Below are 22,257 nucleotides of genomic sequence, written 5' to 3'. Positions count from 1 at the left end.
TCCACCGCTCACCGCTCACCGCTCACCGGCCGACGGCGTAGCCCTGCATCCCGCGCGGATTGGCGCCCGCCGAGAGCACCCCGGTCTCGGGGTCACGGGCGACGGCGCACAGCCGCCCCTCCGACCACGGCGGCCCGACCGTGACGTGGTGCCCGCGCCGGCGCAGCCGCTCGACGGTGTCCGGGCCGAGCCGGGACTCCACGAACAGGCTGCCGGGCCGGCTGCGGCGCGGATGGAAGGAGCTGGGGAAGCCCTCGGTGTGCCAGTTCGGGGCGTCGATCGCGCCCTGGAGGTCGAGCCCGCCGCGCACCGGCGGGCGCAGCGCGACGGCCAGCAGGAAGTGCAGGCTCCACTGGTCCTGCTGGTCACCCCCCGGGGTGCCGAAGGCCAGCACGGGTCGGCCGTCACGCAGGGCGAGCGAGGGCGAGAGGGTGGTACGCGGACGGCGGCCCGGGGTGAGGGAGTTCGGCAGTCCGGGGGTGAGCGAGGCCATCTGGAGCCGGGTGCCGAGCGGGAAGCCGAGGCCCGGGACGACCGGGTTGGACTGCAGCCAGCCGCCGCTCGGGGTGGCGGAGACCAGGTTGCCCCAGCGGTCGACCACGTCCAGGTGGCAGGTGTCGCCGCGGGTGGTGCCGTCCGTGCCGACGGTCGGCTCGCCCGTCCCGGGGGCGTCCCGCTCGGACGGGTCCTGGACGCCGACGAACTCCGCGAGACGGGGCGCCCGCCCGTCCGGGCTGCCGGGCCGGAGGTCGTGGGACGCCCGATCCGCGATCAGGGCGCGCCGGGCGTGGTTGTACCCGGGCGAGAGCAGTGCCCCGATCGGCACCTCGGCCGCGTCGCCGTACCAGGCCTCGCGGTCGGCCATCGCGAGCTTGGTGCCCTCGACCAGGGTGTGCACGTAGTCGGCTTCGTCGAGATCCCCCAAGTCGGCTGGCAGCAGGGCGAGTTGCTGGAGGAACGCCGGACCCTGGCTCCACGGGCCCGGCTTGGCGACCGTCCAGCCGTTCCAGGTGTGCGTCACCGGCTCCTCGTAGTGCGCGCTGAACGCCGCCAGGTCGTCCCCGGTCAGGGTGCCCGGGTGGCGCTCGCCGGAGGTGTCCATCGCGGGCCGGGCGGCGAAGTCGGCGAGCGCCTCGGCGATGAAGCCCTCCCGCCAGTTCCGCCGGGCGGCGTCGATCTGGGCCTCTCGTCCGCTCCCGGCGGCCTCCGCCTCCCGGATCAGCCGCCGCCAGGTCGCGGCGAGCGCCGGATTGGTCAGCAGCGAGCCGGGCTGCGGCGCCCGCCCGCCGGGGAGGTAGAGCTCCGCCGAGGTCGTCCACTCCTTCTCGAACAGCTCCCGCACCGTCTCGACGGTCGTCCCGATCCGCTCGACCGCCGGGTGCCCGTACTCGGCGTAGCCGATCGCGAAGCGCAGCACGTCGGCGAGCCGCCGGGTGCCGTGGTCGCGCAGCAGCAGGAGCCAGGCGTCGAAGGCCCCGGGCACGGCGGCCGCCAGCGGTCCCGTCCCGGGGACGAGCGAGAGGCCGAGCGCGCGGTAGTGCCCGATGCCCGCCCCCGACGGTGCCGGCCCCTGACCGCAGAGCACCCGCACCGGCCCGTCCGCCGGCGCCAGGATGATCGGCACCTCCCCCGCCGGTCCGTTCAGGTGCGGCTCCACCACCTGCAGGGTGAAGCCGGCCGCCACCGCGGCGTCGAAGGCGTTCCCGCCGTCCTCCAGCACCGCCATCCCGGCCGCCGAGGCCAGCCAGTGCGTCGAGGACACCATCCCGAAGGTCCCCTGCAGTGTCGGCCGGGTCGTGAACATCGCTACCCCCTCCGTGCCCGTGCGGCTCCAGGGCCCGTCTTCGAACCCGCGTCCGCGGGGGTCTCAGGACGGACCCCAGGAATCCTGGCCGTCCCCGCCGGACTTGTCACCACCGCGTCGGCGGACGCCTTCCCTGGTCGGCCCCGGACGGCCCGCGACCCCGGACGGGCCCCCGGACGGAGCGGGCTTCGGCGCGGGCCGGCGCGGGAAGCGTTCCCGGGCGGGGGTATCCGGAGCGGAGGAGGACGGTATGAACCAGAGCGACGGCACGTTCCCGGACGGGTCGGCGGGGACGGCGGCCGGCAGCGGCGGAGGCGATCCCGACGAGCGCCTCCGCCGGTCCAACGCTTTCCTGGTCGACGAGATCCTCGGCTTCCTCCACCCCGCCGCGCTGCGCGCCGCCGCCGAGGTGGGTGTGGCCGACCACCTCGCGAAGGGGCCCGGCACCCCCGCCGAGCTGGCCGCCGCCACCGGCACGGACGCCCGCGGCCTGTACCGGGTGCTGCGACTGCTCGCCACCCGGGGCGTGGTGGCGGAGGACGAGTCGGGCCGGTTCGCGCTGACCGAGGCCGGGCAGGCGCTGCGCAGCGACGTCCCGTACTCCGCGCGGGCGGCCGTGCGGATGCTCAGCGACCGCACCATGTGGCGGCCCGCCGGGGAGTTGACCCGCTGTCTCACCGAGGGCGGCTCGGCGTTCGACGAGATCTTCGGCATGCCGTTCTTCGACCACTTCGCCCAGGACGCGCGCACCGCAGACGTGTTCCACGTGGGCATGGCGGCGATGTCCGACGCGGAGAACGCCGCCATCGCCGCCGCCTACGACTACCCGCAGAGCGGCACCGTCGTGGACGTCGGCGGCGGCCACGGCGGCCTGCTGTCGGAGGTGCTGCTCCGCAACCCCGGGCTGACCGGTGTCCTCTATGACCGCGCCCACGTCCTCGCGGGCCACCGCCTGGGCGCGGCCGAGGAGTTGGCGGGGCGCTGGAGCCTCGCGGAGGGCGACTTCTTCACCGCCGTGCCGCCCGGCGACGTCCACCTGCTCAAGCGGATCACCCACGACTGGGACGACGAGCAGTGCGCGATCCTGCTGGGCCACTGCCGACGCGCCCTGCGCCCGGGCGGCCGGGTCCTGGTGCTGGACGCGGTGGTCCCGCGCGGCAACGCCCCGCACCAGTCCAAGACGCTGGACCTGATGATGCTGGCCTCGCTCGGCGGCCGCGAGCGCACCGAGGAGGACTTCGCGGAGCTCTTCGGGAACTCCGGCCTGCGCCTCTCCCGGGTCATCCCCACCCCGACGGTGCTCTCCGTGGTGGAGGCCGTACCGGCCTGACGTACCGCCGCACCGATACATCGACACATCGAGACATCGAGACACCGCCGCGCCACCGCGCCGCCGCGCCACCGCGCCGTCGCGCCGAACAGGAGCAGTCGGGAACAGCCAGGAGCAAACAGGATCCGTCACAAGTCAACATCCCTACACATCGTAACGCTTTCGCTCTGTACGACGAAAACTGAATGAAAACTCTTGTTCACCCCTGACGGAGGTCGCTACATTCCTCCTCGGCCGCCTGCCAGACCGGCGGCGCAGCGGCGACCCGACCCCGGGAGCCGCTGAGACATCCGCGCGCCCCCTGTTCCCCGGTGCGGCAGCGCGTCTCGAGGGAGGAAGACCCGGACATGGGTGGCAGAGTCGTGGGCGGGCCGAGTCGGCGCGGATTCCTGAAGGGACTGGGAGTCGCGGCCATGGCCGCCGCCGGGGCCCCGGTCCTCTCGTCGTGCAGCGGATCGGGTGCCGGAGCCGACGTCACCGGAGGCTCCGGCACCCCGTCCGGCTCGATCACGGTGTGGAGCTGGAAGAACCCGGCCGCCGAACTCAAGGCCCTGGTACCGGCGTTCAACGCGGTCTACCCGGACGTCAAGGTCACGGTCCAGGACATCGGCAACCCCGCGATCTGGGACAAGATCACCATCGCGATGGCAGCCGGCGGGCAGGGCCTGGGCGACGTCCTGCACCTCGGCGTGGACTACCTGCCCAGCTACATCGAGAAGTTCCCCGGCGGGCTGGCCGACCTCTCGAAGCTGGGCGCGGGAAAGTACGCCGGCGCCTTCGCGCCGGGCCTGTGGCAGACCGTCTCCCGGGGGGACAAGGTCTACGCACTGCCCTGGGAGGCTAACGCCGCCGGCTTCTTCTACCGCGCCGACCTCTTCAGGACCGCGGGCGTGGATCCCACCGCGCTGGCGACCTGGGACGACGTCGTCACCGCCGGGAAGAAGGTCAAGGACGCCACCGGCACCGCCCTGCTGGCCGTGGACCGCTCCGCCTCCCAGGCCGACTCGGCCAACCTGTTCCAACTGCTGCTCCAGCTCCAGGGATCCTTCTACTTCAACCTGGACGGGAAGATCACCCTCAACTCCCCCGAGGCCGTCCGAGCGCTCACCCTGATCAAGGAGATGAACGACGCGGGCCTGGTCCTCGACGCCCCGGGCGCACCCGGCGCACCCGGCTACGACGGCGTGGTGAAGGCCGGAAAGGTCGCGGTCTGCCCCAACCCGGCCTGGTACGGCGGCTACCTGGAGACCTTCGCCCCCGAGCAGAGCGGTGACTGGCAGCTGATGCTCCCGCCCGCCGTCACCCCCGGCGGCTCGCGCTCGGCGATCGTCAACTCCACCCACCTGGCCGTCTCCGGCAGCAGCAAGAACCAGCGGGCCGCGTTCGCCTTCGCCGAATTCGCCCTCACCCGCCCCGCCTCCCAGGTGCAGGTCTTCAAGGCGAAGGGCATCTTCCCGGCGCTGCTCGACGCCTACCAGGACCCGGCCTTCCACGGGGCCGACGCGTTCTTCGGCGGGCAGAAGTACGCCGAGGTCCTCATCGACGAGCTGTCCAAGCCGTCGGTGGCGACCAACTACACCGCCGACTACGCCCGGGCCCTCAAGGCCATCGACGACGCCCAGACCAAGGTGCTGATGCAGGGCGCCGACCCGGCCGCGGTGCTGAAGGCGGCCGCCGAGCAACTCGCCCGGCAGACCCGGCGGTCGCAGGCATGAGCACCACCTCGCTCGGCGCACCGGCCCGCCCCGCCGCCGGGGAGCGCCCCGCTCCGCGACGCGGTCGACGGCGCACCGCCCGGCCGGCGCCGTACCTGTTCGTGCTGCCCGCGCTCGCGCTGTTCGCGGCGTTCCGGCTCTACCCGATCGGGTGGTCGTTCGTCCTCAGCCTTTACCACACCGACGGCATGGCGCAGACCTGGGCCGGTCTCGACAACTACCGTCGTCTGCTGGACGATCCGCTGTTCTGGAAGGCGCTGGGCAACACCGCGCTGATCCTGGTCGTCCAGGTGCCGGTCATGCTGGCGCTCGCGCTCGGCCTCTCGGTGGCGCTCAACTCCGCGCTGCTGCGCTGGAAGCCGCTCTTCCGGCTCGCCTTCTTCCTGCCGGTGGTGACCGGTCTGGTCACCTACGGACTGCTGATCGGCGCGCTGCTCAACCAGGACTCCGGCGCCGTCAACTGGCTGCTGGAGCTGGTCGGTCTACCCCAAGTGCACTGGCTCACCGACCCGTTCTGGGCGCGGGTGTCCATCATGCTCGCGCTGACCTGGCACTACACCGGCTACAACGCCGTCATCTACCTGGCCCGGCTGCAGGGCATCCCGGCGGATCAGTACGAGGCCGCGGCCGTCGACGGCGCCGGCCCCTGGCGCCGGTTCTGGCACGTGACCCTGCCCGGGCTGCGCCCCGCCCTGCTGCTGACCGTGGTGCTGTCCACCATCGGCACCCTCCAGCTGTTCGACGAGCCGTTCATCATGACCGGCGGCGGGCCGGACAACGCGACCACCACCATCGGCGTGTACCTGTACCAGACCGGCTTCCGCTACTTCGACTTCGGCTACGCCTCGGCGATCGGCTACGCCCTGGTGCTGATCATCGCGGTCTTCGGCGTCCTCCAGGTCAAGTTCGCCAAGGAGGAGGACTGATGGCCACCAACCCCCGCCCCGCCACCCCCCGCCCCACCGACCCCCGCCCCGCCACCTCCCGCTCCGCCCCGCGCGCGTCCCGCCGCGGTCAGGTGCTGCTGACCGGCGGCATGCTGGTGCTGCTCGCCTTCACCGTCGCACCGCTGTACTGGCTGGTGATCGCCGCCACCCACACCTCGCACGACGTCTTCGGCCGCCCGCCGCACCTGCTGCCCGGCGGCGCGCTCGGCTCGAACCTCGGCCACCTCCAGGAGTCGGTGGGCTTCGGCCGGGTCGTGCTCAACTCCGTGCTGCTGTCCCTCGGCTACACGGTGCTCGGCGGCACCGTCTGCACGCTGGCCGGCTACGGCTTCGCCAAGTACCGCTTCCGCGGCCGGGGCTTCCTGTTCTCCGTGCTGCTGCTGGCCCTCGTGGTGCCCACCCAGCTGACCGTCGTCCCGCTGTTCAAGATGATGGTGGACCTCGACTGGCTCAACACCTGGCAGGCCGTGCTGCTGCCCAACCTCGCCCTGCCGTTCGGCGTCTTCCTGATGCGCCAGTCGATGCGGGCCCTGCCGGACGAGCTGCTCCAGGCCGGACGGATCGACGGCTGCGGCGAGCTGGGCCTGTTCTTCCGCATCGCGCTGCCGACCATGCGGCCGGCCCTGGCGGCGCTGGCGATGTTCCTCTTCCTGTTCCAGTGGAACGACTTCCTCTGGCCGCTGGTCGTGCTGCGCGACCAGTCCTCGTACACCATCCCGGTCGCGCTGGCCGCGCTGACCGGCAGCATCGACGTCGACTACGGCCAGCTCCTCACGGGGACCGCCGTCGCGGCGGTGCCGATGGCCGTGCTCTTCCTCTTCCTGCAGAAGCACTTCGTGTCGGGAATGCTCGCCGGAGCCGTCAAGCAGTGACCCGCCCCCAGCGCACCGAACCCCGACAGCGCACCGAACCCCGCCCCGAACCCGTCCCAGAGAGGCCCCCCGTGGAAACCGGCACCCTCGACCCCGCCGCGCTGCCCACCTTCACCCCGGACCAGTGGGCCCGGAGCCCGCACGAACTCCGGCTGCACGGCGTGCGGATCACCGTGCACGCCCCCGGCGGCGCCGCTGAGCTGACCGCCCGGGACGGCTCCGAAGCCGTCGTCACGGCCTCCGCCGCCACGGAGGTGACGGTCCGTCTGGACGTCCCGCTCGGCGACGCAGCGGGCTACTGGCACCCGAACGCCGGCTGGGAGCGCAGCCTGCCCGCCGACTGGTCACCGTGGCGCACGGTCTCCCTGGTCGACTCCGCCCCGGTCGGCTGCCTCTACGACACCGCCGGGCGGGCCGTGCTCGCCTTCGCCACCGACCGCACCGAGCAGGTGACGGCGCTGCGGTTCGGGGTCTCCGAGGAGCACAAGCGCTTCGGCGTCTGGCTGCGCTTCCCGCTCCCGGCCGGCCGGAGCCACCGGCTGCGGCTGGCCGCACCTGGCGGCACCTTCGCCGCCGCGCTGCGGGAGCTGCGCGACTGGTTCGCCGCCCTCCCCGGCGGGCGGCCCCTGCCCACCCCCGCGTTCGGCCGCACCCCCGTCTACTCCACCTGGTACGCCTTCACCCAGGACGTCGACGCCGCCGGCGTCGAGCGCGAGGCCGAACTCGCCGCCGCGATCGGCTGCGGCCAGCTCTTCCTGGACGACGGCTGGCAGCTGCACGCCACCGGCCGCGGCTACGCGGGCTGCGGCGACTGGCAGCCCGACCCGGAGAAGTTCCCCGACCTGCGCGGCCACGTCGCAACCGTCCGCGCCATGGGCCTGCGCTACACCGCGTGGATCGCCCCGCTGCTGCTCGGCGAACGCTCCGCGGCCCACCGGCAGTGGTCCCGCTTCGCCCCGCACCACAGCCACCGGCTCGACTGCCGGATCCTCGACCCCCGGCACGCCGAGGTCCGCGACCACGTCGTGCGCACCTGCCGGGAGGTCGTCGACGCCCACGGCCTGGACGGCCTGAAGATCGACTTCCTGGACGAGGCCGCCCACTACGCCGGCACGCCGGCCCCCGCGAACCCGGGCCCCGGCTTCGTCCCCGACGTCGGCGAGGCGATGGCCCTGCTGCTGGGCCGGCTGCGCGAGGAACTGCACGGGCTGCGCGGCGACCGGTTCGTCATCGAGCTGCGCCAGTCCTACACCGGCCCGGCCATGACCGCGTACGGCAACCTGCTGCGCGCCAACGACTGCCCGGCCGACGCCCTGGCCAACCGGGTCCGGACGCTGGACATCGGCCTGCTCGCCCCCGGCGGAGCCGTCCACTCCGACATGCTGATGTGGGATCCCCAGGCGGCCCCGGAGGCCCTCGCCCGACAGGTCCACGGCGCCCTGTTCGCCGTCCCGCAGATCTCCGCCCGGCTCGCCGACCTCCCGGCGCCGCACCGCGAGGCCCTCGCCTTCTGGCTGGCCACCTGGCGGCGCCTCAGCCCGGCCCTCACCGGCGGCCACTACGAGCCCGGCCGCCCCGACGAGCTCTACCCGCAGGTCAGCGCCCGGCACGGCGAGCAGTGGGTGATCGCCGACTACACCGGCCGGCCGGTCGCCCTGCCCGTCGAACCCTGGCGCAGCCTCACCCTGATCAACGCCTCCACCGCCGACCGGCTGCTGCTGGAGGTCGCGGAGGCGCCCCGCCGGGTGCGGATCGAGGCCTACGACGCGGCGGGCCGGCCGCGGCCGCCCGTCGGCCTCGACCTCGCTCCCGGCCTGCACTCCCTCCCCGTTCCGCCCGGTGGCCTGTGCCGGTTCGAAGAGGACACCGAATGACATAGTTACCGCCGAGCCGAGAGCAAGCGAAGAGCAGGAGTTGGGGACCGCAATGGAGCACGAGAAGGTCGGGATCGTCGAGGTGGCCGAGCGCGCGGGGGTGAGCGTGGCGACCGTCAGCCGGGTCCTGAACCGCAAGACGGGCGTCTCGCAGAAGACCCGCCAGGCCGTCGAGCGGGTGCTGGAGGAGCTCGGGTACGAGCGCAGCATCACCGGCGGCGGCATCATCGGGGTGATCACACCCGGTCTGTCGATCCCGATCTTCGGCGTGCTGGCCGAGAAGATCGGCCTCGCCCTGGCCCCCCACGGCCTGCGCGCCGTCGTCTGCCCCGCCCTTCCGGGCGGCGTCCAGGAGCGGGACTTCCTCAAGTCTCTGCTGGACCTCGGCGCCAGCGGCATCGTGTTCTGCTCCGCCAGCAACACCCTCGACGCCGTCGACCCCGAACTGGTACCGCTGCTGGAGAGCCGGGCCGTCCCCTACGTGTGCATCAACGGCCGCTTCGAGGAGGGCAGTTCGGTCGCTTACTCGACCGACGACGGCTACGCCGCCGAGCTCTCCGTGCGCCACCTGCACCAGCTCGGCCACCGCCGGATCGGCATGGCCGCCGGGCCGGTCGGGAACCGCCCGGCCGACCGGCGGGTCGAGGGCTACCGCGCGGCGATGGCCGCCCTCGGGCTCGACACCGAGGAACTGATCGTGCGTCAGACCTACTCCGTCGAGGGCGGACAGTTCGCCGCCGAGCAACTGCTCGACCAGGGCGCCAGCGCGGTGATCGCCTGCAGCGATCAGATGGCCCTCGGGGCGATCCGCGCCGCCCGCCGTCAGGGCCTCGCCGTCCCCGGGGACGTCTCGGTGATCGGCTACGACGACGGCCCGCTGATGGAGTTCACCGACCCGCCGCTGACCACCGTGCGCCAGCCCGTCGACCGGCTGGCCGCCGAGGTCGCCCGCGGCCTGGTCGGCCTGCTGTCCGGGCGCCAAGTCCCGGTCGGCGAGCTGATGTTCCAACCCGAGGTCGTCGTGCGCGGCACGACCGGCCCCCACCACGACCGGCGGCCGCCCGCCTAGGGCGTGTCCTGCGGCCGCCGGGCCGCCGGGGAGCACAAGCCCCCCCACACCGATGTCGGAGGACCCATGCCCCACCTCTCCAGCCGCCGCGTCCACGCCCACCTGGGCCTGGTCTCACTGGCCGCGAGCGCCCTCGGCCTCGTACCAGCCACCGCGGCCCACGGCGCGACCGGCACGCCCGTCGTCCCCGGCAGCAGCTACGCCCTGGCCTCCGGCGCGACCGGCCAGTGCCTCGGCGGCCTGTGGGCCGCCACCGCCGACCGCACACCGGTCGTCCAGCAGCCCTGCCAGGGGCTGCTGGACCAGAGCTGGCAGCTCACCCCCGACGGCACCGGCGGCTACACCATCGCCAACCGCGCCGCCCACACCTGCCTGAACGTCCTGGGCGGATCCACCACCCCCGGTACCCCGATCATCGAGTACGCCTGCAACGGCGGCGCCAACGAGCGGTTCACCCTCACCACCGCGCCCGACGGCGCCACCCTCCTCCACCCGCAGAACAACGCGCTCTGCCTCGACCTGCCGGGCGGCTCCCCGGCCCCCGGCCTCCGGCTCCAGCAGTACCCCTGCCACGGCGGCGCCAACCAGCGGTGGCTGCTCACCCGCACCGACCCGCTGACCTTCTCCGACCCCGGCTTCGAACCGGGCGCCGGCGGCTGGACGTTCACCGCCCACACCGGCACCGCCACGAACAACCCGCACAGCGGCTCCGGCCTGGCCTACCTCGACGCCGGCACCGGGTACCGGATCAGCCAGAGCATCACCGCGCCCCGGAACGGCAGTTACGACGTCAGCGCCTGGATCTCCGCCGGCGCCGCCGGCGGCACCCTCACCGTCCAGGTCAACGGCGGCACCGCCGGCTCGCTGACCCTCCCGGCCCAGACCACCTACGCCCTGTACACCGTGCCCCGCGTCCAGGTGCACGCCGGTGACACCGTCACCCTGGCCATCGGTTCCGCCCCCGGCGGCTGGATCAACGCGGACGACGTCACCGTCACGCCGTCCGCGCCCAACGACCCCCAGATCAGCTCCGCCAACCCGACGGTCACCGCGCTGTTCGACTGGGCCAAGACCAAGGCCAACTCCTTCGCCACCCAGCCCGGCGTCACCGGCCCGATCAACGGCGACGCCACCCGGCAGGGCGTCTACTCCAACACCATCTGGGCCGGCTACCCCTTCCGCCCGTACTACTACTCCCGGGACTTCGCCCACCAACTGGTCGGCGCGCACCTGCTCGGACTCGACGCCGCCAACAAGACCATGTTGCGCTCCTTCGCCGCCTCGGCCACCCCCGGCCAGGGCTACGACCCGTACTGGTCCGTCAACTTCGACGCCAGGACACCCGGCGCGATCGACTACAACGGCCCCACCTCCTTCGTCCGCGAGCTGCCCGCCGCCTTCGAACTCGCCCAGAAGGTCAACGACGCCTACACCTGGACCGGCGACCCGGACTACCTCCACGACCCGGCCCTGTCCACGTTCGTCGCCAACACCGTCGGCCCGTACGTCAGCGGACACACCGGCCCGATCGACAACGGCGGCACTCCCGTCGCCCAGGCCACCAGCGGCGACATCTTCCAGGGCGTGGCCAGCTACAACGAGAACGGCGCCACCCTCGCCGAATCCGGCGACGCCATCGGCTCCCAGTACCAGGCCTACCTGGCCGCCGCCGCCCTGGCCGGCGCCAACGGCGACACCTCCCGTGCCAGCGCGTACACCGACGCCGCGGCGAAGCTGAAGCGCTACTACAACTCCACCTGGAGCGTCGACCCGGCCGACCCCGCCAAGGTGGTCCGCGCCTACGACGTCGACGGCACCGCCTACACGGACTGGGGCAAGGAGAACTCCTGGTTCATGCCGCTGAAGGACATCATGGACCCGGGCCCCCGCAGGGACGCCTACCTCGACTTCATCGACGCCCAGGCCTCCGGCCCCGGCGCACCCGGCAACCTCGAAGCGGACACCTACCTGCCCGACGTCTTCTTCGCCCACGACCGGGGCGCCACCGGCTGGAAGTGGATGCAGTACGTCTACGCCAACGTCAACGCCTCGCACGGCGGCTTCCTCAACGCCGACTACCCCGAGATCTCCTACACCCTCCTCGGCCAGACCGTCCAGGGCCTGCTGGGCGTCCAGCCCGACTCCGGCGCCGACGCGCTCACCACCACCTCCCGGCTCCCGGAGGACATCGGCTGGCTCCAGCTCACCTCCATCCCGGTCGGCGGCCACACGGTGACCCTGCGCCACGACGGCACCACCGCCTCCACCCTCACCAACACCTCCACCGGCGGCAGCCTCAGCTGGACGGCCCGCTTCCCCGGCATCCACGCCGGCATCACCGTCGACGGCACCGCCCGGCCCGTCCGCACCGTGACCGTCGACGGCACCACCTACACCTGCGCCACCGTCACCGTCGCCGCCGGACAGACCGCGGTCGTCCGGGTCACCGGCTGATCCGCTCCCCGGGCTCCGCCGCACGGCGGCACCGCCACCGGGTGACCAGCGCAGAGGCCGGACACGCCCTAGTCTCGATGGATGTTGACGGGCGAGGGAGTGACAGCGTGATCCAGGTACCGGTGCCGCCGTTGGGCGACTACGAGTCAGGCCGGCTCTTCCACCGGCTGCTGCAGCTCTTCCTGCGCGACCTGAAGGAGGCCGGGCAGCCGGTCGGCCGGCATCAGTACCTGCTCGGTGCCGTGGTGCAGTTGCACGAGCCCGCCCCGGCCGAGGGCCGGGACGCCGGCCCTCGGCAGCCGCGCTGCGCGTGCTGCCGCACGCCCTACCCGTGCCGCACGGTGCTCGGCGTGGCGGTGAGCGCCGGGCTGCCGATCCCCTGGGGCTCCCCGGCCGCCGTGGTCCCCGCGCTGCGTGACGCAGGACTGGACCCCCGGCCCGGCGGCGAGGTCACGGCCGAGCAGGTGCAGTGGGCGCGGGGCTGGAGCGCGCGGCGGACGACGCACGGGAGTTGGGAGATCGGCGTCCCGGTCGACCGGGGCGAGGTCGAGACCCTGTCCGTGCCGGACGACGCGGCGATGGCCCACTACCTGGCCGCGGCGGCACTCGCCCTGGGCAGCCCGTTCCCGTACGGCTGGGCCGAGGACGCCGCCGAGGCGGCGGCGGTGCGGCCGGCCGCGCACCAGCAGGTGACGGACTGGCGGGAGCGGGTGCGGCTGCCCTACCTGGACGTGCACCGCGAGTACGGGGCGGCCGGCGACGGCGCGAGCCGAGGGCGGACCGCCGCCCCGTAGGGTCCCCCGGCCCCGCAAGGGTCACGTCGGAAAGCTGCCAGCCGTCGGCCCGTGCTCGGTGTCCCGGTCGGCACGTTCATCGGCGACGTGGCGGGCTGGCGGACGGCGTTCGTCGTCATGGGCGTCCTGACGGTCGGCGTGCTCGTCACGCTGCTGCTGGTGCTGCCGCCGCCGTCCGGGGACACCCCGCCGAGGGTGCTGGGCGGCCTGTTCCGGGACGTGAACACGCGCTTCGCCCTGCCGCTGACCTTCCTGGCCGTGCTGGCCCACTCCGGGGCCCACACCTACGTGACCCCGTTCCTCGAACGGGGTCACCCACGCGGGTTCCACGCTGATCACCGTCTTCCTGCCGGTCTCCGGTGCCGCGGTGATCGCCGGCGCCACACTGCCGCTGCCCGTCGACCGGTGGCCGGCCGGTGGTACCGGAGTTCGGTCGGGGCGTTGGTCAACTGAGCTCTCCTGCCCGGGAGGCCGGGAGACCAGGAGACCAGGAGGCCGGGAGACCGGGGGGACCGGGGGGACCGGTGTGCGTTCCGGGGCCCCGACCGTCACGGTGCGGCGGGCGGTGCAGTGCTGCCCCGGACGATCAGCTCCGGGCGCATCAGCTGCACCGAGTTGGCGGGGGTGCCGGTCTTGGTGAGGGCGCGCAGCAGCAGTTCGGTGGCCTGCCGCGCCATCTCCCGCTTGGGGATGGCCACCGTGGTGAGTGCCGGGTGGGTCAGCAGGACTTCGGAGATGTCCTGGCCGATCAGCGAGAGGTCGTGCGGCACCGAGCGGCCGGCCGCCCGGGCGGCTTCCAGGGCGCCGAGCGCGAGCACGTCGTGGGTGGCGAAGACGGCGGTCAGTCCGGGGTCCGCGGCGAGAGCCGCCTCGGCCGCGGCGAAGCCGCCCGCCGGGGTCGGCGCCGCGGCGTAGCGCACGGCGTCGTCGGGGACGGTGAGGCCGTCCGCGGCGAAGGCCCGGCGGAAGCCCGCCACTCGGGCGGTGTGGGCCGGGCTGGCCAGGACGGCGACCCGCTGGTGGCCGAGTTCGCGCAGGTGGCGGCCGGCCAGGTAGCCGGCCCGCTCGTAGTCGATGGTGACCACCGGGAAGCGGTCCGGCGCCTCGGTCTCCCAGGCGCAGAGCACCACCGGGAAGCGGGCGTCGGAGAGCAGCGGGAGGTGGCCCAGCAGGTCCTGGTCGCCGGCGATCAGCAGCGCGTCGACCGATCGGCTGGTCAGCCCGGCGAGGTGGCGGCGGGCCCGTTCGCCGTCCAGCCGGGTGGTGCAGAGCAGCAGGTGGTAGCCGGCCTCCTCCAGGACGTCCTCGACCTCCTCGACCATCTCGCCGTAGAACGCGCCCGCCACGGTGGGGACGAAGAGTCCGATCGTCCTGGTGCTGCCGGTGGCCAGGGAGCGGGCCACCAGGTTGGGCGTGTAGCCGAGTTCCTCGATTGCCGCCCGCACCCGGGCGGCCGTCGTGGGGCGGACGGCGACCCGGCCGGTGATGACGTTGGAGACGGTCTGCTTGGTGACCCCCGCCCGCTCGGCCACGTCCTGCATCGTCACCATCGGCGTTCCCTCGTATTTGACCGGTTAAGAAGAACAGCTCGCAAAGTAGTCACACGCCGTCACCCCGTCAAGCCATCGGCGTCCGATGTCTCCGGAACACCGGGGATCAACCGTCAATGTGCCGACCCCGTCCCGGCTTTCTTGCGCCTCCCTCTTGTTTTAGCGGTCAAATCCGCACTACGGTTCCGACCCAGTCGACGGGCCCGGAATGACGCCCCCGGTGCGACGGGCCCGCCGACGGCAACCCCCGCGCGGCTCCCGCGCCTCGGAGAGGACACACTCATGGGCAGAACGACGATGCCGACCAAGCGGGTGGCCGGTGCGGCCGTGGCGGCCGCGCTGGTGGCGGGCCTGACGGCCTGCGGCAGCGGCTCAGGCGGCGGGAACGGCGGGGGCGGCTTCACCTACTGGTCGATGTGGCGCGCCGACGAGCCGCAGGCGCAGGTGCTGAAGGGCGCGATCGCCGACTTCACCGCCGCCACCGGCATCAAGGTGACCGTCAACTGGACCGGTCGCGACATCGCCAAGAAGATCGGCCCGGCGATCGCCGCCAACCAGGCCCCCGACCTGTGGGACGAGTCCAACGACGTGGTCTACGGCTCGGTGGCCGCGGCCGGCCAGGCGCTGGACCTCTCCCCGGTGCTGTCCCAGCAGGTCCCCGGCGAGAACGTACCGGTCTCCGCCGTCGTCCCGGCCAAGTACCTCGACGTGCTGCCCAAGGACCCGTCCGGCCAGAACCACTACCTGATCCCCTACTACCTGGCCACCACCGGCATGTTCTACAACGCCGCCGACCCCGACCTCGCCGCCGCCATGCCGAGCGCCCCCGCCGACTGGGCCGGCCTGCTCGAGGTGTGCGACGCGCTCAAGACCAAGGGCAAGGCCTGTCTCGCCTCCGAGGGCGAGGACCCGTGGACCAACGGCCTGTACTTCGACTACCTGCTGAACGCCGCCGGCGTCGACTTCGCCAAGCTCTCGGCGGACAGGTCCGGCGCCGGCTGGGACGCCCCGGCGGTGCTCACCGCGGCGCAGGACCTGGAGCAGCTGGTCAAGGGCGGCCACCTGATCCAGGGCTACGACGCCACCAAGTACCCGGCCCAGGAGACCAACTGGGCGAGCGGCAAGGCGGCCTTCTACATGGACGGCAGCTACGTCACCGGCGAGGTCGCCAAGCAGGTCCCGGCGGGCTGGAAGTTCGGCTCGGTCCTGCCGCCCGGCGCCAAGAGCCCGGACGTCTCGCTGTTCGGCTTCTCCGTCCCCAAGCGGGCCAAGAACGCCGGCGCCGCCGAGAAGTTCATCGCCTTCTTCCTGCAGAAGAAGCAGGTGGCCGGGATGGCCACCACCGCGCTCAACCTGACGCCGCGCACCGACGTCCCGGCCCCGGCGGGCCTGGAGGACGCCCAGAAGTCGCTCGACGCCCCGACCGTGCGGCTGCCGTACGACGGCGTGGCCGGCGACTGGTCAGCCAAGGTGTTCGAGCAGAACTTCCTGGACTTCTGGCACGGGGGGACGACCGCCGCCCAGTTCACCGCCAAGTGCAAGGCCGACCAGGTCGCGTACTGGAAGACCCAGGGCTGAGCCGGTGGCCACCACGATCCAGCCCCGCCCCCAGACGCCCGGCCTCCGGGCCGCCACCACCCGCCGCCCGCGCACCGCCGGGCCGCACGAACGCCAACAGCGCCGGATGTTCTGGCCGTTCACCGCGCCCGCCCTGCTCGCCTACGCGGTACTGTTCCTCGCCCCGGTCGGCTACGCGGTGTGGACCAGTCTCTACAAGTGGGACGGCATGGGCGCCATGCAGTGGCGCGGCCTGCAGAACTACCAACAGCTGTTCCAGGACCCGGTGTTCCGCACCTCCCTGGTCAACACCCTGGAGCTGATGGCCGTCGGCGGGGCGATCACCTTCCTGATCAGCTTCCTGCTGACCCTGGTCCTGCGGGAGATGAAGGGCCGGCTCTTCGTCCGGTCCGTGCTCTTCTTCCCCTCGCTGGTCAACGGCATGGTCTTCGGCATCGCGGCCGGTTTCCTGTTCTCCCCCTCCGGCCCGGTCAACCAGGCGCTGGAGTTCCTCGGGGTGACCACGCCGCCGAAGTGGCTGTCGACCACCAACCTGTTCCCGATGGTCCTCGGCACGGTGATCTGGACGGCCACCGGCTACTACACCTCGATCATCATGGCCGCCGTCGACCAGATCCCCGACTACCTGTACGAGGCCGCAGAACTCGACGGCGCCAACGCCTTCCAGCGCTTCCGCCACGTCACCCTGCCCTGCGCCTGGGACGTCATCTCGGTCTGCGCGGTGCTCTGGACGGTCAGCTCGGTGAAGATCTTCGAGCTGATCCTGCTCTTCGGCGGCAGCAGCAACCGCTTTCCCCCCGTGGACAGTTGGAACACCGCCATGTACGTGTACGCCGAGGCGTTCCCCCGGGCGACCATCCCCCGGCTGGGCGTCGCCACGGCCGCCGCCGTGGTCACCCTGCTGATGGTCACCGTGGTGACGGTCGTGCTCCGCCGGGTGCTGCGCCGCGAACCGATCGAGTACTGAGCCGATGGCCCTCCCACGAATCCTACGAAAGGCCACTCCCGTGCCCGGCACACGCCGATCGGCGGGGCCGGCGGTCCGGATCGGCACGGCGGTCGTGTGGACCGTCGTCGCCGCCAACCTGCTGCTGCTCCTGTGGATCCTCCTCACCTCGCTGCGCGACGGCCCCGACATCCTCAAGCACAACTTCGCCCTGCCGGACGCCCTGCGGTTCGGCAACTACACCACCGCACTGGACGAGGGCGGCTTCGCCCAGGCCGCCGTCAACAGCGTGCTCGTCGCCGTCTGCTCCTCGCTGGCGGCCATCGCCCTCGCCGCGCCCTGCGCCTACGCGCTGGCCCGGCGCCGCTCGCGCACCTCGTCCTCGCTGTCCCTGCTCTTCGCCCTCGGCCTGGGCGTGCCCGGCCAGGTGCTGGTGGTGCCACTGTTCGTCGGCCTGGCCGAGGTCGACCTCACCGACAGCGACCTCGGCCTCGGGCTGGTCTACGTCGGCCTGGCCATGCCCTTCACCGTCTTCCTGCTGACCGGCTTCTTCTCCGGCATCCCCCGCGTCCTGGAGGAGGCCGCCGTCCTGGACGGCGCCGGACCGCTGCGCACCTTCCTCCAGGTGGTCCTGCCGGTCGCCCGCGGCGGGCTGATCACCGCGTTCCTGCTGCAGTTCATCACCGGCTGGAACGAGACGCTCTTCGCGATCGTGCTGACGAACAGCCAGAGCAAGGTCACCCTCCCGGTGGCCCTCGCCGAGTTCGTCGCCTCGCAGCAGTTCAACGGGCTGGACTACGGCACCACCTTCGCCGGAGTCTGCATCATCCTCGCCCCGATGATCGCGCTGTTCTCCTGGATGGGGACGCGGATCATCCAGGGCATGACGGTTGGGATCGGAAGATGACCTCCACGCTGCGCCAGGACCTGCTGCGGATCGAAGGCACGGCCGATCCGGCCGCCGGGGTGCTGCCGATCCTGCACGGCCTGTCCTCGTACACCGCCGACGGGGTCGGGGTGGACGAGGAGATGCGCCGGAACCTGGCCTACGGCGCCCCGTCCTCGCTGCTGCCGTACACCCGGCAGGGCGACTACGACCGGAACCGCGCCGGGCGTGAACTGCCGTGCGTGGTACTGGAGAACGAGCAGCTGACGGCGGTCTTCCTGCCCTCGCTCGGCGGCCGGCTGTGGTCGCTGGTGCACCGGCCCAGCGGCCGGGAGCTGCTGCACCGCAACCCCGTCCTCCAACCCGCCAACCTGGCGCTGCGCGACGCCTGGCTGGCCGGCGGGGTGGAGTGGAACCTCGGCACCACCGGGCACTGGCCGCTCACCTGCGAACCGCTGCACGCCGTACGCCTGGCCGCGCCGGACGGCACCCCGGTGCTGCGGATGTACGCCTTCGAGCGGCTGCGGCGCGTCGTCCTGCGGCTGGACACCTGGCTGCCCGCCGGATCGCCGGTGCTCCTCGTCCACGTCGAACTGCACAACCCCGCCCCGCACACCACCCCGGTCTACTGGTGGTCCAACATCGCCGTCCCGCAGGACGCCGGCACCCGGGTGATCGGCCCGGCGGACCACGCCTTCCACTGCGACTACGTCAGCGACCTCACCCGGGTGGACTTCCCGCACCTGGACGGCACCGACCGCAGCTACCCCGGCCGGGTCACCCGTGCCGCCGACTACTTCCTCGACCTGCCGGCCGGCGAACGCCGCTGGATCGCCGCGCTGGACGCCCACGGCGCCGGCCTCGTCCAGGCCTCCACCGAGCGGCTGCGCGGCCGCAAGCTGTTCTGCTGGGGCACCTCGACCGGTGGCCGCCACTGGCAGGAGTGGCTCTCCGGCCCGGACGCGGCCTACCTGGAGATCCAGGCCGGACTGGCCCGCACCCAGCTGGAACACCTGCCGATGCCCGGCGGCGCGACCTGGTCCTGGACCGAGGCGTACGGGCTGCTCGAAGCCGACCCGGCCTCCGTGCACGGGAGTTGGGAGCGGGCCCGGCAGAGCGCCGAGGAGGCACTGGCCCGACTGCTCCCGCCGGCCGGACTGGACGCCGCCCACCGGCTCGCCGCCGACTTCGGCGAGCCCGTCGAGCCGCTGGCCGAGGGCTCCGGCTGGGCCGCCCTGGAGATCGAGGCGGGGTGCCTGCCGCCGTCGGAGCTGCTGCCCTTCGGCACCCCGGGCGTCGAACAGGAACCCTGGCGGCGGCTGCTCACCACCGGAACCCTGCCGGTCAGCGACCCACCCGCCGCCCCGGTCACCGGCGCCCACTGGCGCGCCCGGCTGGAGCGGCACGCCGAGGACTGGCACGCCCGGTACCAGCTCGGCCTGCTGCGCCTGGCCGACGGCGAACCCGGCTCCGCCCGGGAGGCGTTCACCCGCTCCCTCGACGAGCAGCGCACGCCCTGGGCGCTGCGCGCCCTGGCCTTCCTCACCGCCGATCCGCAGGAAGCCGCCGACCTGATGGCCGAGGCGCACCGACTCCGGCCGCAACTACGGGAGTTGACCATCGAGGTGCTGGCCGCCCTGCTCGCGGCCGACCGCGCCCACCAGGCTCTCTCCCTGATCGAGGCCCTGCCCGAGGCGGTCCGCGCCCACGGCCGGATCCGGCTGGCCGAGGCCACCGCCGCCCACGCCCTCGGCGACGACGACCGGGTGCGCCGGCTGCTGGCCGAGGGGATCCGGGTCGACAACATGCGCGAGGGCGAGGTCTCCCTGGACACCCTCTGGCTCGCCGTCCACCCCGGCCGACCGGTGCCTCCGCACTACGACTTCCGGATGGCGGACGGCTGAGACCGACCGGCACATGGTGAGTGGGACGCCGCTCACCATGTCCCGGTCGGTCTGAACCCACGAGCTGGTCGGGGCCCCCACCCCGACCCTCCGGCGCCGGCCCACGGCACCGGTACCCCCGGGGCCCGCCCCCACGGCGGGGCCCCGAGACGAGAAGGAGTCACTGTGTCAGCTCCTCGACGAAAACTGCTCGGCGCCGTAGCCGCCCTGAGCATGACCCTGGTCGGCGGTACCGCCCTCCAGGCGTCGGCGGCGCCCGCGAAGCACGCACCGGCCGCGCCCGCGTACACCGTCACCATCGGCTCCACCGGGCCCTACAACTACGCCGACGACACCCCCGCCGCCCCCTACCTCGACAAGGACGGCACCTTCCACTTCCAGGAGTCCCACTCGCTCTACGGCGCCACCGACTCCCGCCAGTGGAACTTCTTCACCGGCCGCGACTTCGAGACCGCCACCCCGGACTCCGGGCTCGACAACGCCGTGAACCCCGCCAACACCGCCGACCGGAACAACGACACCACCTGGCGCTGCAACCACAGCCCCACCGGTGTCAACGCCACGTCCGCGCCCGCCGGTTCGGGCTACTCCCAGCCGAACTACTGCGACCTGGTCGGGGTCTGGGTCGACCCGGACACCGGGGACTGGCGCGGCCTGGTGCACAACGAGTTCACCCCGCAGCCGTTCGGCGACGGCCTGCACTACGACGCCATCGACACCGCCGTCTCCCACGACCAGGGCCACACCTGGACCATCTCCGGCCACGCCATCACCTCCCCCTACAGCACCACCCGGGGCGACGACTCGGCCTTCCCCCAGCAGACCTACGACTACGGCGACGGCGACCAGCGGCTGTTCGTCGACACCGCCTCCGGCTACTTCTACGTCTTCTACGGCTCGCGGATCGTCCCCAAGGCGGGCGTCGGCGGCGGCAACGGCGGTCTGGCGCACGTCGCCCGCGCCCCGATCTCCGGCAAGATGGCGGCCGGCACCTGGCAGAAGTGGTACGACGGCGCCTGGACCCAGCCCGGCACGGGCGGTCTGGAGAGCAACATGGTCCCGGCGACCACGGCCGCCCCGAGCGGCTACACCCCGGTCGCCCAGGACTACCGCCCCGCCAACACCGGCAGCGTCGACCAGCAGGTCGCGGCCGGGGTGCTACCCGCCAAGTCGCCGCTGTTCATCATGAACGTCTCCTACGACGCCTACCTCGGCCTGTACATCGGCGAACCCGAGGTGGTCTCCGGCACCGCGCCGCAGCAGTTCTACGTCACCGACGACCTCGCCACCCAGCAGTGGCACCTGGCCGGCGACTCCGGCAGCTACACCTCCGGCTCCTGGTACCGCTGGATGCTGGACAGCGCCAACCTCACCAGCACCACCATCATCGGCAAGAGCTTCCGCTCCTACTGCTCCATCGCATGCGCCAAGTCCGACGGCGAGTACGCCAACGTCACCGTCGACTCCTCCGCCCCCGCCGCCTCCCCCTTCGACCCGACCAGGACCTACCGCATCGCCAGCGGCGACGGCCGGATCCTCACCCAGGCCGCGAGCGGCTCCGCCACCACCTCCACCGCCGCTCCCACCGGCTCCGCCCGGGAGACCTGGAGCTTCACCGGCAACGGCGACGGCTCCTACCGGATCACCAACGCCGCCAGCGGAGCACTGCTCGGCGTCGACGCCACCGGCACGGCGGGCCGCGCCTGGGGCGCCGAGCCCACCGTCACCGCCCCCGTCGGCGGTACCGCCGCCGTCGGCCAGCAGTGGTTCATCCTCCGCGACGCCACGGGGACCGGCGGCTACCGCCTGGTCAACCGGTACAGCGGCCTGGTCCTCGGCCTGACCGCCGGCAACGGCGGCACCGCCGAGACCACCGCCCCCCGCAACTGGACCGACACCACCGGCAGCAGCGTCGGCGGCGGCCGCACCGCCACCCAGCAGACCCTCACCATGACCGCCGTCGGCACCGTCCCCGGCAACCTCAACGGCACCCACACCCTGACCGCCGACGGCAAGGCCCTCGACGACCCCGGCCACAGCACCACCGCCGGCACCCAGCTGATCACCTGGGCCCCCAATGGCGGCGCCAACCAGAACTGGCAGTTCACCCAACAGCCCGACGGCTCCTACCAGCTCGTCAACGCCGAGTCCCGGCTCTGCGCCGACGACGACGGCGGCGCCACCGCCCCCGGCACCACCGTCATCCAGTGGACCTGCACCGGCGGCGACAACCAGCACTGGAGCGCCGGCCGCCGCGCCGACGGCACGTACACCCTCACCAACGTCCACAGCGGCCTGCTGCTCACCACCGCCTCCACCACCGACGGCGCCCCGGTGACCCAGCAGCCGGACAGCGGTTCGGCGCTCCAGCACTGGACCATCAAGTGACCTACTGACCGGGGCCGTTCAACGATCGGCCACCCTCGGCGGAACCGCCGCGCCGCGGGCCGAGCACCCCCGGGTGCTCCGCCCGCCACGGCCCCGCCGCGGCGGCCCCATACCCCAACATATGTCAATTAACAACACCACCTCAC

15 protein-coding genes and 1 pseudogene are annotated in these 22,257 nt (G+C 72.9%); 14 read left to right on the top strand and 2 right to left on the bottom strand.

Annotated elements, in window-relative coordinates:
* Positions 1-22: 22 nt before the first annotated feature.
* Complete coding sequence (locus ACFWIS_RS15025) at positions 23-1,804, bottom strand: gamma-glutamyltransferase family protein (RefSeq protein WP_380455933.1); 1,782 nt, start codon at positions 1,802-1,804, stop codon at positions 23-25.
* A gap of 250 nt (positions 1,805-2,054) precedes the next feature.
* Between ACFWIS_RS15025 and ACFWIS_RS15020 the strand changes: the two genes are divergently transcribed.
* The 9 genes and pseudogenes from ACFWIS_RS15020 to ACFWIS_RS14980 all read left to right on the top strand — a co-directional run.
* Positions 2,055-3,134, top strand: a complete 1,080-nt coding sequence (locus ACFWIS_RS15020) for a methyltransferase (RefSeq protein ID WP_380455931.1) — start codon at positions 2,055-2,057, stop codon at positions 3,132-3,134.
* A gap of 413 nt (positions 3,135-3,547) precedes the next feature.
* Complete coding sequence (locus ACFWIS_RS15015; protein WP_380455928.1) at positions 3,548-4,849, top strand: ABC transporter substrate-binding protein; 1,302 nt, start codon at positions 3,548-3,550, stop codon at positions 4,847-4,849.
* Positions 4,846-5,775 (top strand): carbohydrate ABC transporter permease, encoded by a 930-nt coding sequence (locus ACFWIS_RS15010; RefSeq protein ID WP_380455925.1) that lies wholly within the window; start codon positions 4,846-4,848, stop codon positions 5,773-5,775. Before ACFWIS_RS15015 ends, ACFWIS_RS15010 begins: the two co-directional genes overlap by 4 nt.
* Positions 5,775-6,668 (top strand): carbohydrate ABC transporter permease, encoded by an 894-nt coding sequence (locus ACFWIS_RS15005; protein ID WP_380455923.1) that lies wholly within the window; start codon positions 5,775-5,777, stop codon positions 6,666-6,668. Before ACFWIS_RS15010 ends, ACFWIS_RS15005 begins: the two co-directional genes overlap by 1 nt.
* Positions 6,669-6,739: 71 nt before the next feature.
* Complete coding sequence (locus ACFWIS_RS15000; protein ID WP_380455920.1) at positions 6,740-8,542, top strand: glycoside hydrolase family 36 protein; 1,803 nt, start codon at positions 6,740-6,742, stop codon at positions 8,540-8,542.
* A gap of 52 nt (positions 8,543-8,594) precedes the next feature.
* Positions 8,595-9,611 carry a LacI family DNA-binding transcriptional regulator gene (locus ACFWIS_RS14995; protein WP_380455918.1) on the top strand — a complete coding sequence of 339 codons (1,017 nt, stop codon included), beginning with the start codon at positions 8,595-8,597 and terminating at the stop codon, positions 9,609-9,611.
* 66 nt (positions 9,612-9,677) lie between these two features.
* Positions 9,678-12,065, top strand: coding sequence for an RICIN domain-containing protein (locus tag ACFWIS_RS14990; protein ID WP_380455915.1), 2,388 nt, complete (start codon positions 9,678-9,680; stop codon positions 12,063-12,065).
* Positions 12,066-12,172: 107 nt separating this feature from the next.
* On the top strand, positions 12,173-12,859 hold the full coding sequence (locus ACFWIS_RS14985; RefSeq protein WP_380455913.1) for a hypothetical protein: 687 nt from the start codon (positions 12,173-12,175) through the stop codon (positions 12,857-12,859).
* 51 nt (positions 12,860-12,910) lie between these two features.
* Positions 12,911-13,238 (top strand): annotated as a pseudogene (locus ACFWIS_RS14980) (MFS transporter); the annotation flags it as partial.
* A 169-nt stretch (positions 13,239-13,407) separates the two neighbouring features.
* On the opposite strand, the gene ACFWIS_RS14975 reads toward ACFWIS_RS14980, so the two are convergent.
* On the bottom strand, positions 13,408-14,409 hold the full coding sequence (locus tag ACFWIS_RS14975; RefSeq protein WP_380455910.1) for a LacI family DNA-binding transcriptional regulator: 1,002 nt from the start codon (positions 14,407-14,409) through the stop codon (positions 13,408-13,410).
* A 282-nt stretch (positions 14,410-14,691) separates the two neighbouring features.
* Here ACFWIS_RS14975 and ACFWIS_RS14970 point away from each other — a divergent pair, with 282 nt between their 5' ends.
* From ACFWIS_RS14970 to ACFWIS_RS14950, 5 genes are all read left to right on the top strand, one after another.
* Positions 14,692-15,987: an ABC transporter substrate-binding protein gene (locus tag ACFWIS_RS14970; RefSeq protein ID WP_380455908.1), complete on the top strand. Its 1,296-nt coding sequence runs from the start codon at positions 14,692-14,694 to the stop codon at positions 15,985-15,987.
* A 4-nt stretch (positions 15,988-15,991) separates the two neighbouring features.
* Positions 15,992-16,954 carry a carbohydrate ABC transporter permease gene (locus tag ACFWIS_RS14965; RefSeq protein ID WP_380455905.1) on the top strand — a complete coding sequence of 321 codons (963 nt, stop codon included), beginning with the start codon at positions 15,992-15,994 and terminating at the stop codon, positions 16,952-16,954.
* A 40-nt stretch (positions 16,955-16,994) separates the two neighbouring features.
* Positions 16,995-17,840: a carbohydrate ABC transporter permease gene (locus ACFWIS_RS14960; protein WP_380455903.1), complete on the top strand. Its 846-nt coding sequence runs from the start codon at positions 16,995-16,997 to the stop codon at positions 17,838-17,840.
* Positions 17,837-19,723 (top strand): DUF5107 domain-containing protein, encoded by a 1,887-nt coding sequence (locus ACFWIS_RS14955; RefSeq protein WP_380455901.1) that lies wholly within the window; start codon positions 17,837-17,839, stop codon positions 19,721-19,723. Before ACFWIS_RS14960 ends, ACFWIS_RS14955 begins: the two co-directional genes overlap by 4 nt.
* A gap of 165 nt (positions 19,724-19,888) precedes the next feature.
* Positions 19,889-22,111 carry an RICIN domain-containing protein gene (locus tag ACFWIS_RS14950; RefSeq protein ID WP_380455898.1) on the top strand — a complete coding sequence of 741 codons (2,223 nt, stop codon included), beginning with the start codon at positions 19,889-19,891 and terminating at the stop codon, positions 22,109-22,111.
* The last annotated feature ends 146 nt before the right edge of the window (positions 22,112-22,257 follow it).

This window comes from Kitasatospora sp. NPDC127060 (assembly GCF_042724935.1).
Classification (GTDB): Bacteria; Actinomycetota; Actinomycetes; order Streptomycetales; family Streptomycetaceae; genus Kitasatospora.
Note: the sequence above shows the minus strand (reverse complement) of the source record. Positions and strands in the feature narration are given on the sequence as shown.

Bases quoted from the DNA above. Each gene is read 5' to 3' on its own strand.
- ACFWIS_RS15015 (WP_380455928.1), top strand. From the start codon at position 3,548: ATGGCCGCCGCCGGGGCCCCGGTCCTCTCGTCGTGCAGCGGATCGGGT.
- ACFWIS_RS14975 (WP_380455910.1), bottom strand. From the start codon at position 14,409: ATGGTGACGATGCAGGACGTGGCCGAGCGGGCGGGGGTCACCAAGCAG.
- ACFWIS_RS14995 (WP_380455918.1), top strand. From the start codon at position 8,595: ATGGAGCACGAGAAGGTCGGGATCGTCGAGGTGGCCGAGCGCGCGGGG.
- ACFWIS_RS14970 (WP_380455908.1), top strand. From the start codon at position 14,692: ATGGGCAGAACGACGATGCCGACCAAGCGGGTGGCCGGTGCGGCCGTG.
- ACFWIS_RS14990 (WP_380455915.1), top strand. From the start codon at position 9,678: ATGCCCCACCTCTCCAGCCGCCGCGTCCACGCCCACCTGGGCCTGGTC.
- ACFWIS_RS15005 (WP_380455923.1), top strand. From the start codon at position 5,775: ATGGCCACCAACCCCCGCCCCGCCACCCCCCGCCCCACCGACCCCCGC.
- ACFWIS_RS15010 (WP_380455925.1), top strand. From the start codon at position 4,846: ATGAGCACCACCTCGCTCGGCGCACCGGCCCGCCCCGCCGCCGGGGAG.
- ACFWIS_RS15020 (WP_380455931.1), top strand. From the start codon at position 2,055: ATGAACCAGAGCGACGGCACGTTCCCGGACGGGTCGGCGGGGACGGCG.
- ACFWIS_RS15025 (WP_380455933.1), bottom strand. From the start codon at position 1,804: ATGTTCACGACCCGGCCGACACTGCAGGGGACCTTCGGGATGGTGTCC.
- ACFWIS_RS14955 (WP_380455901.1), top strand. From the start codon at position 17,837: ATGACCTCCACGCTGCGCCAGGACCTGCTGCGGATCGAAGGCACGGCC.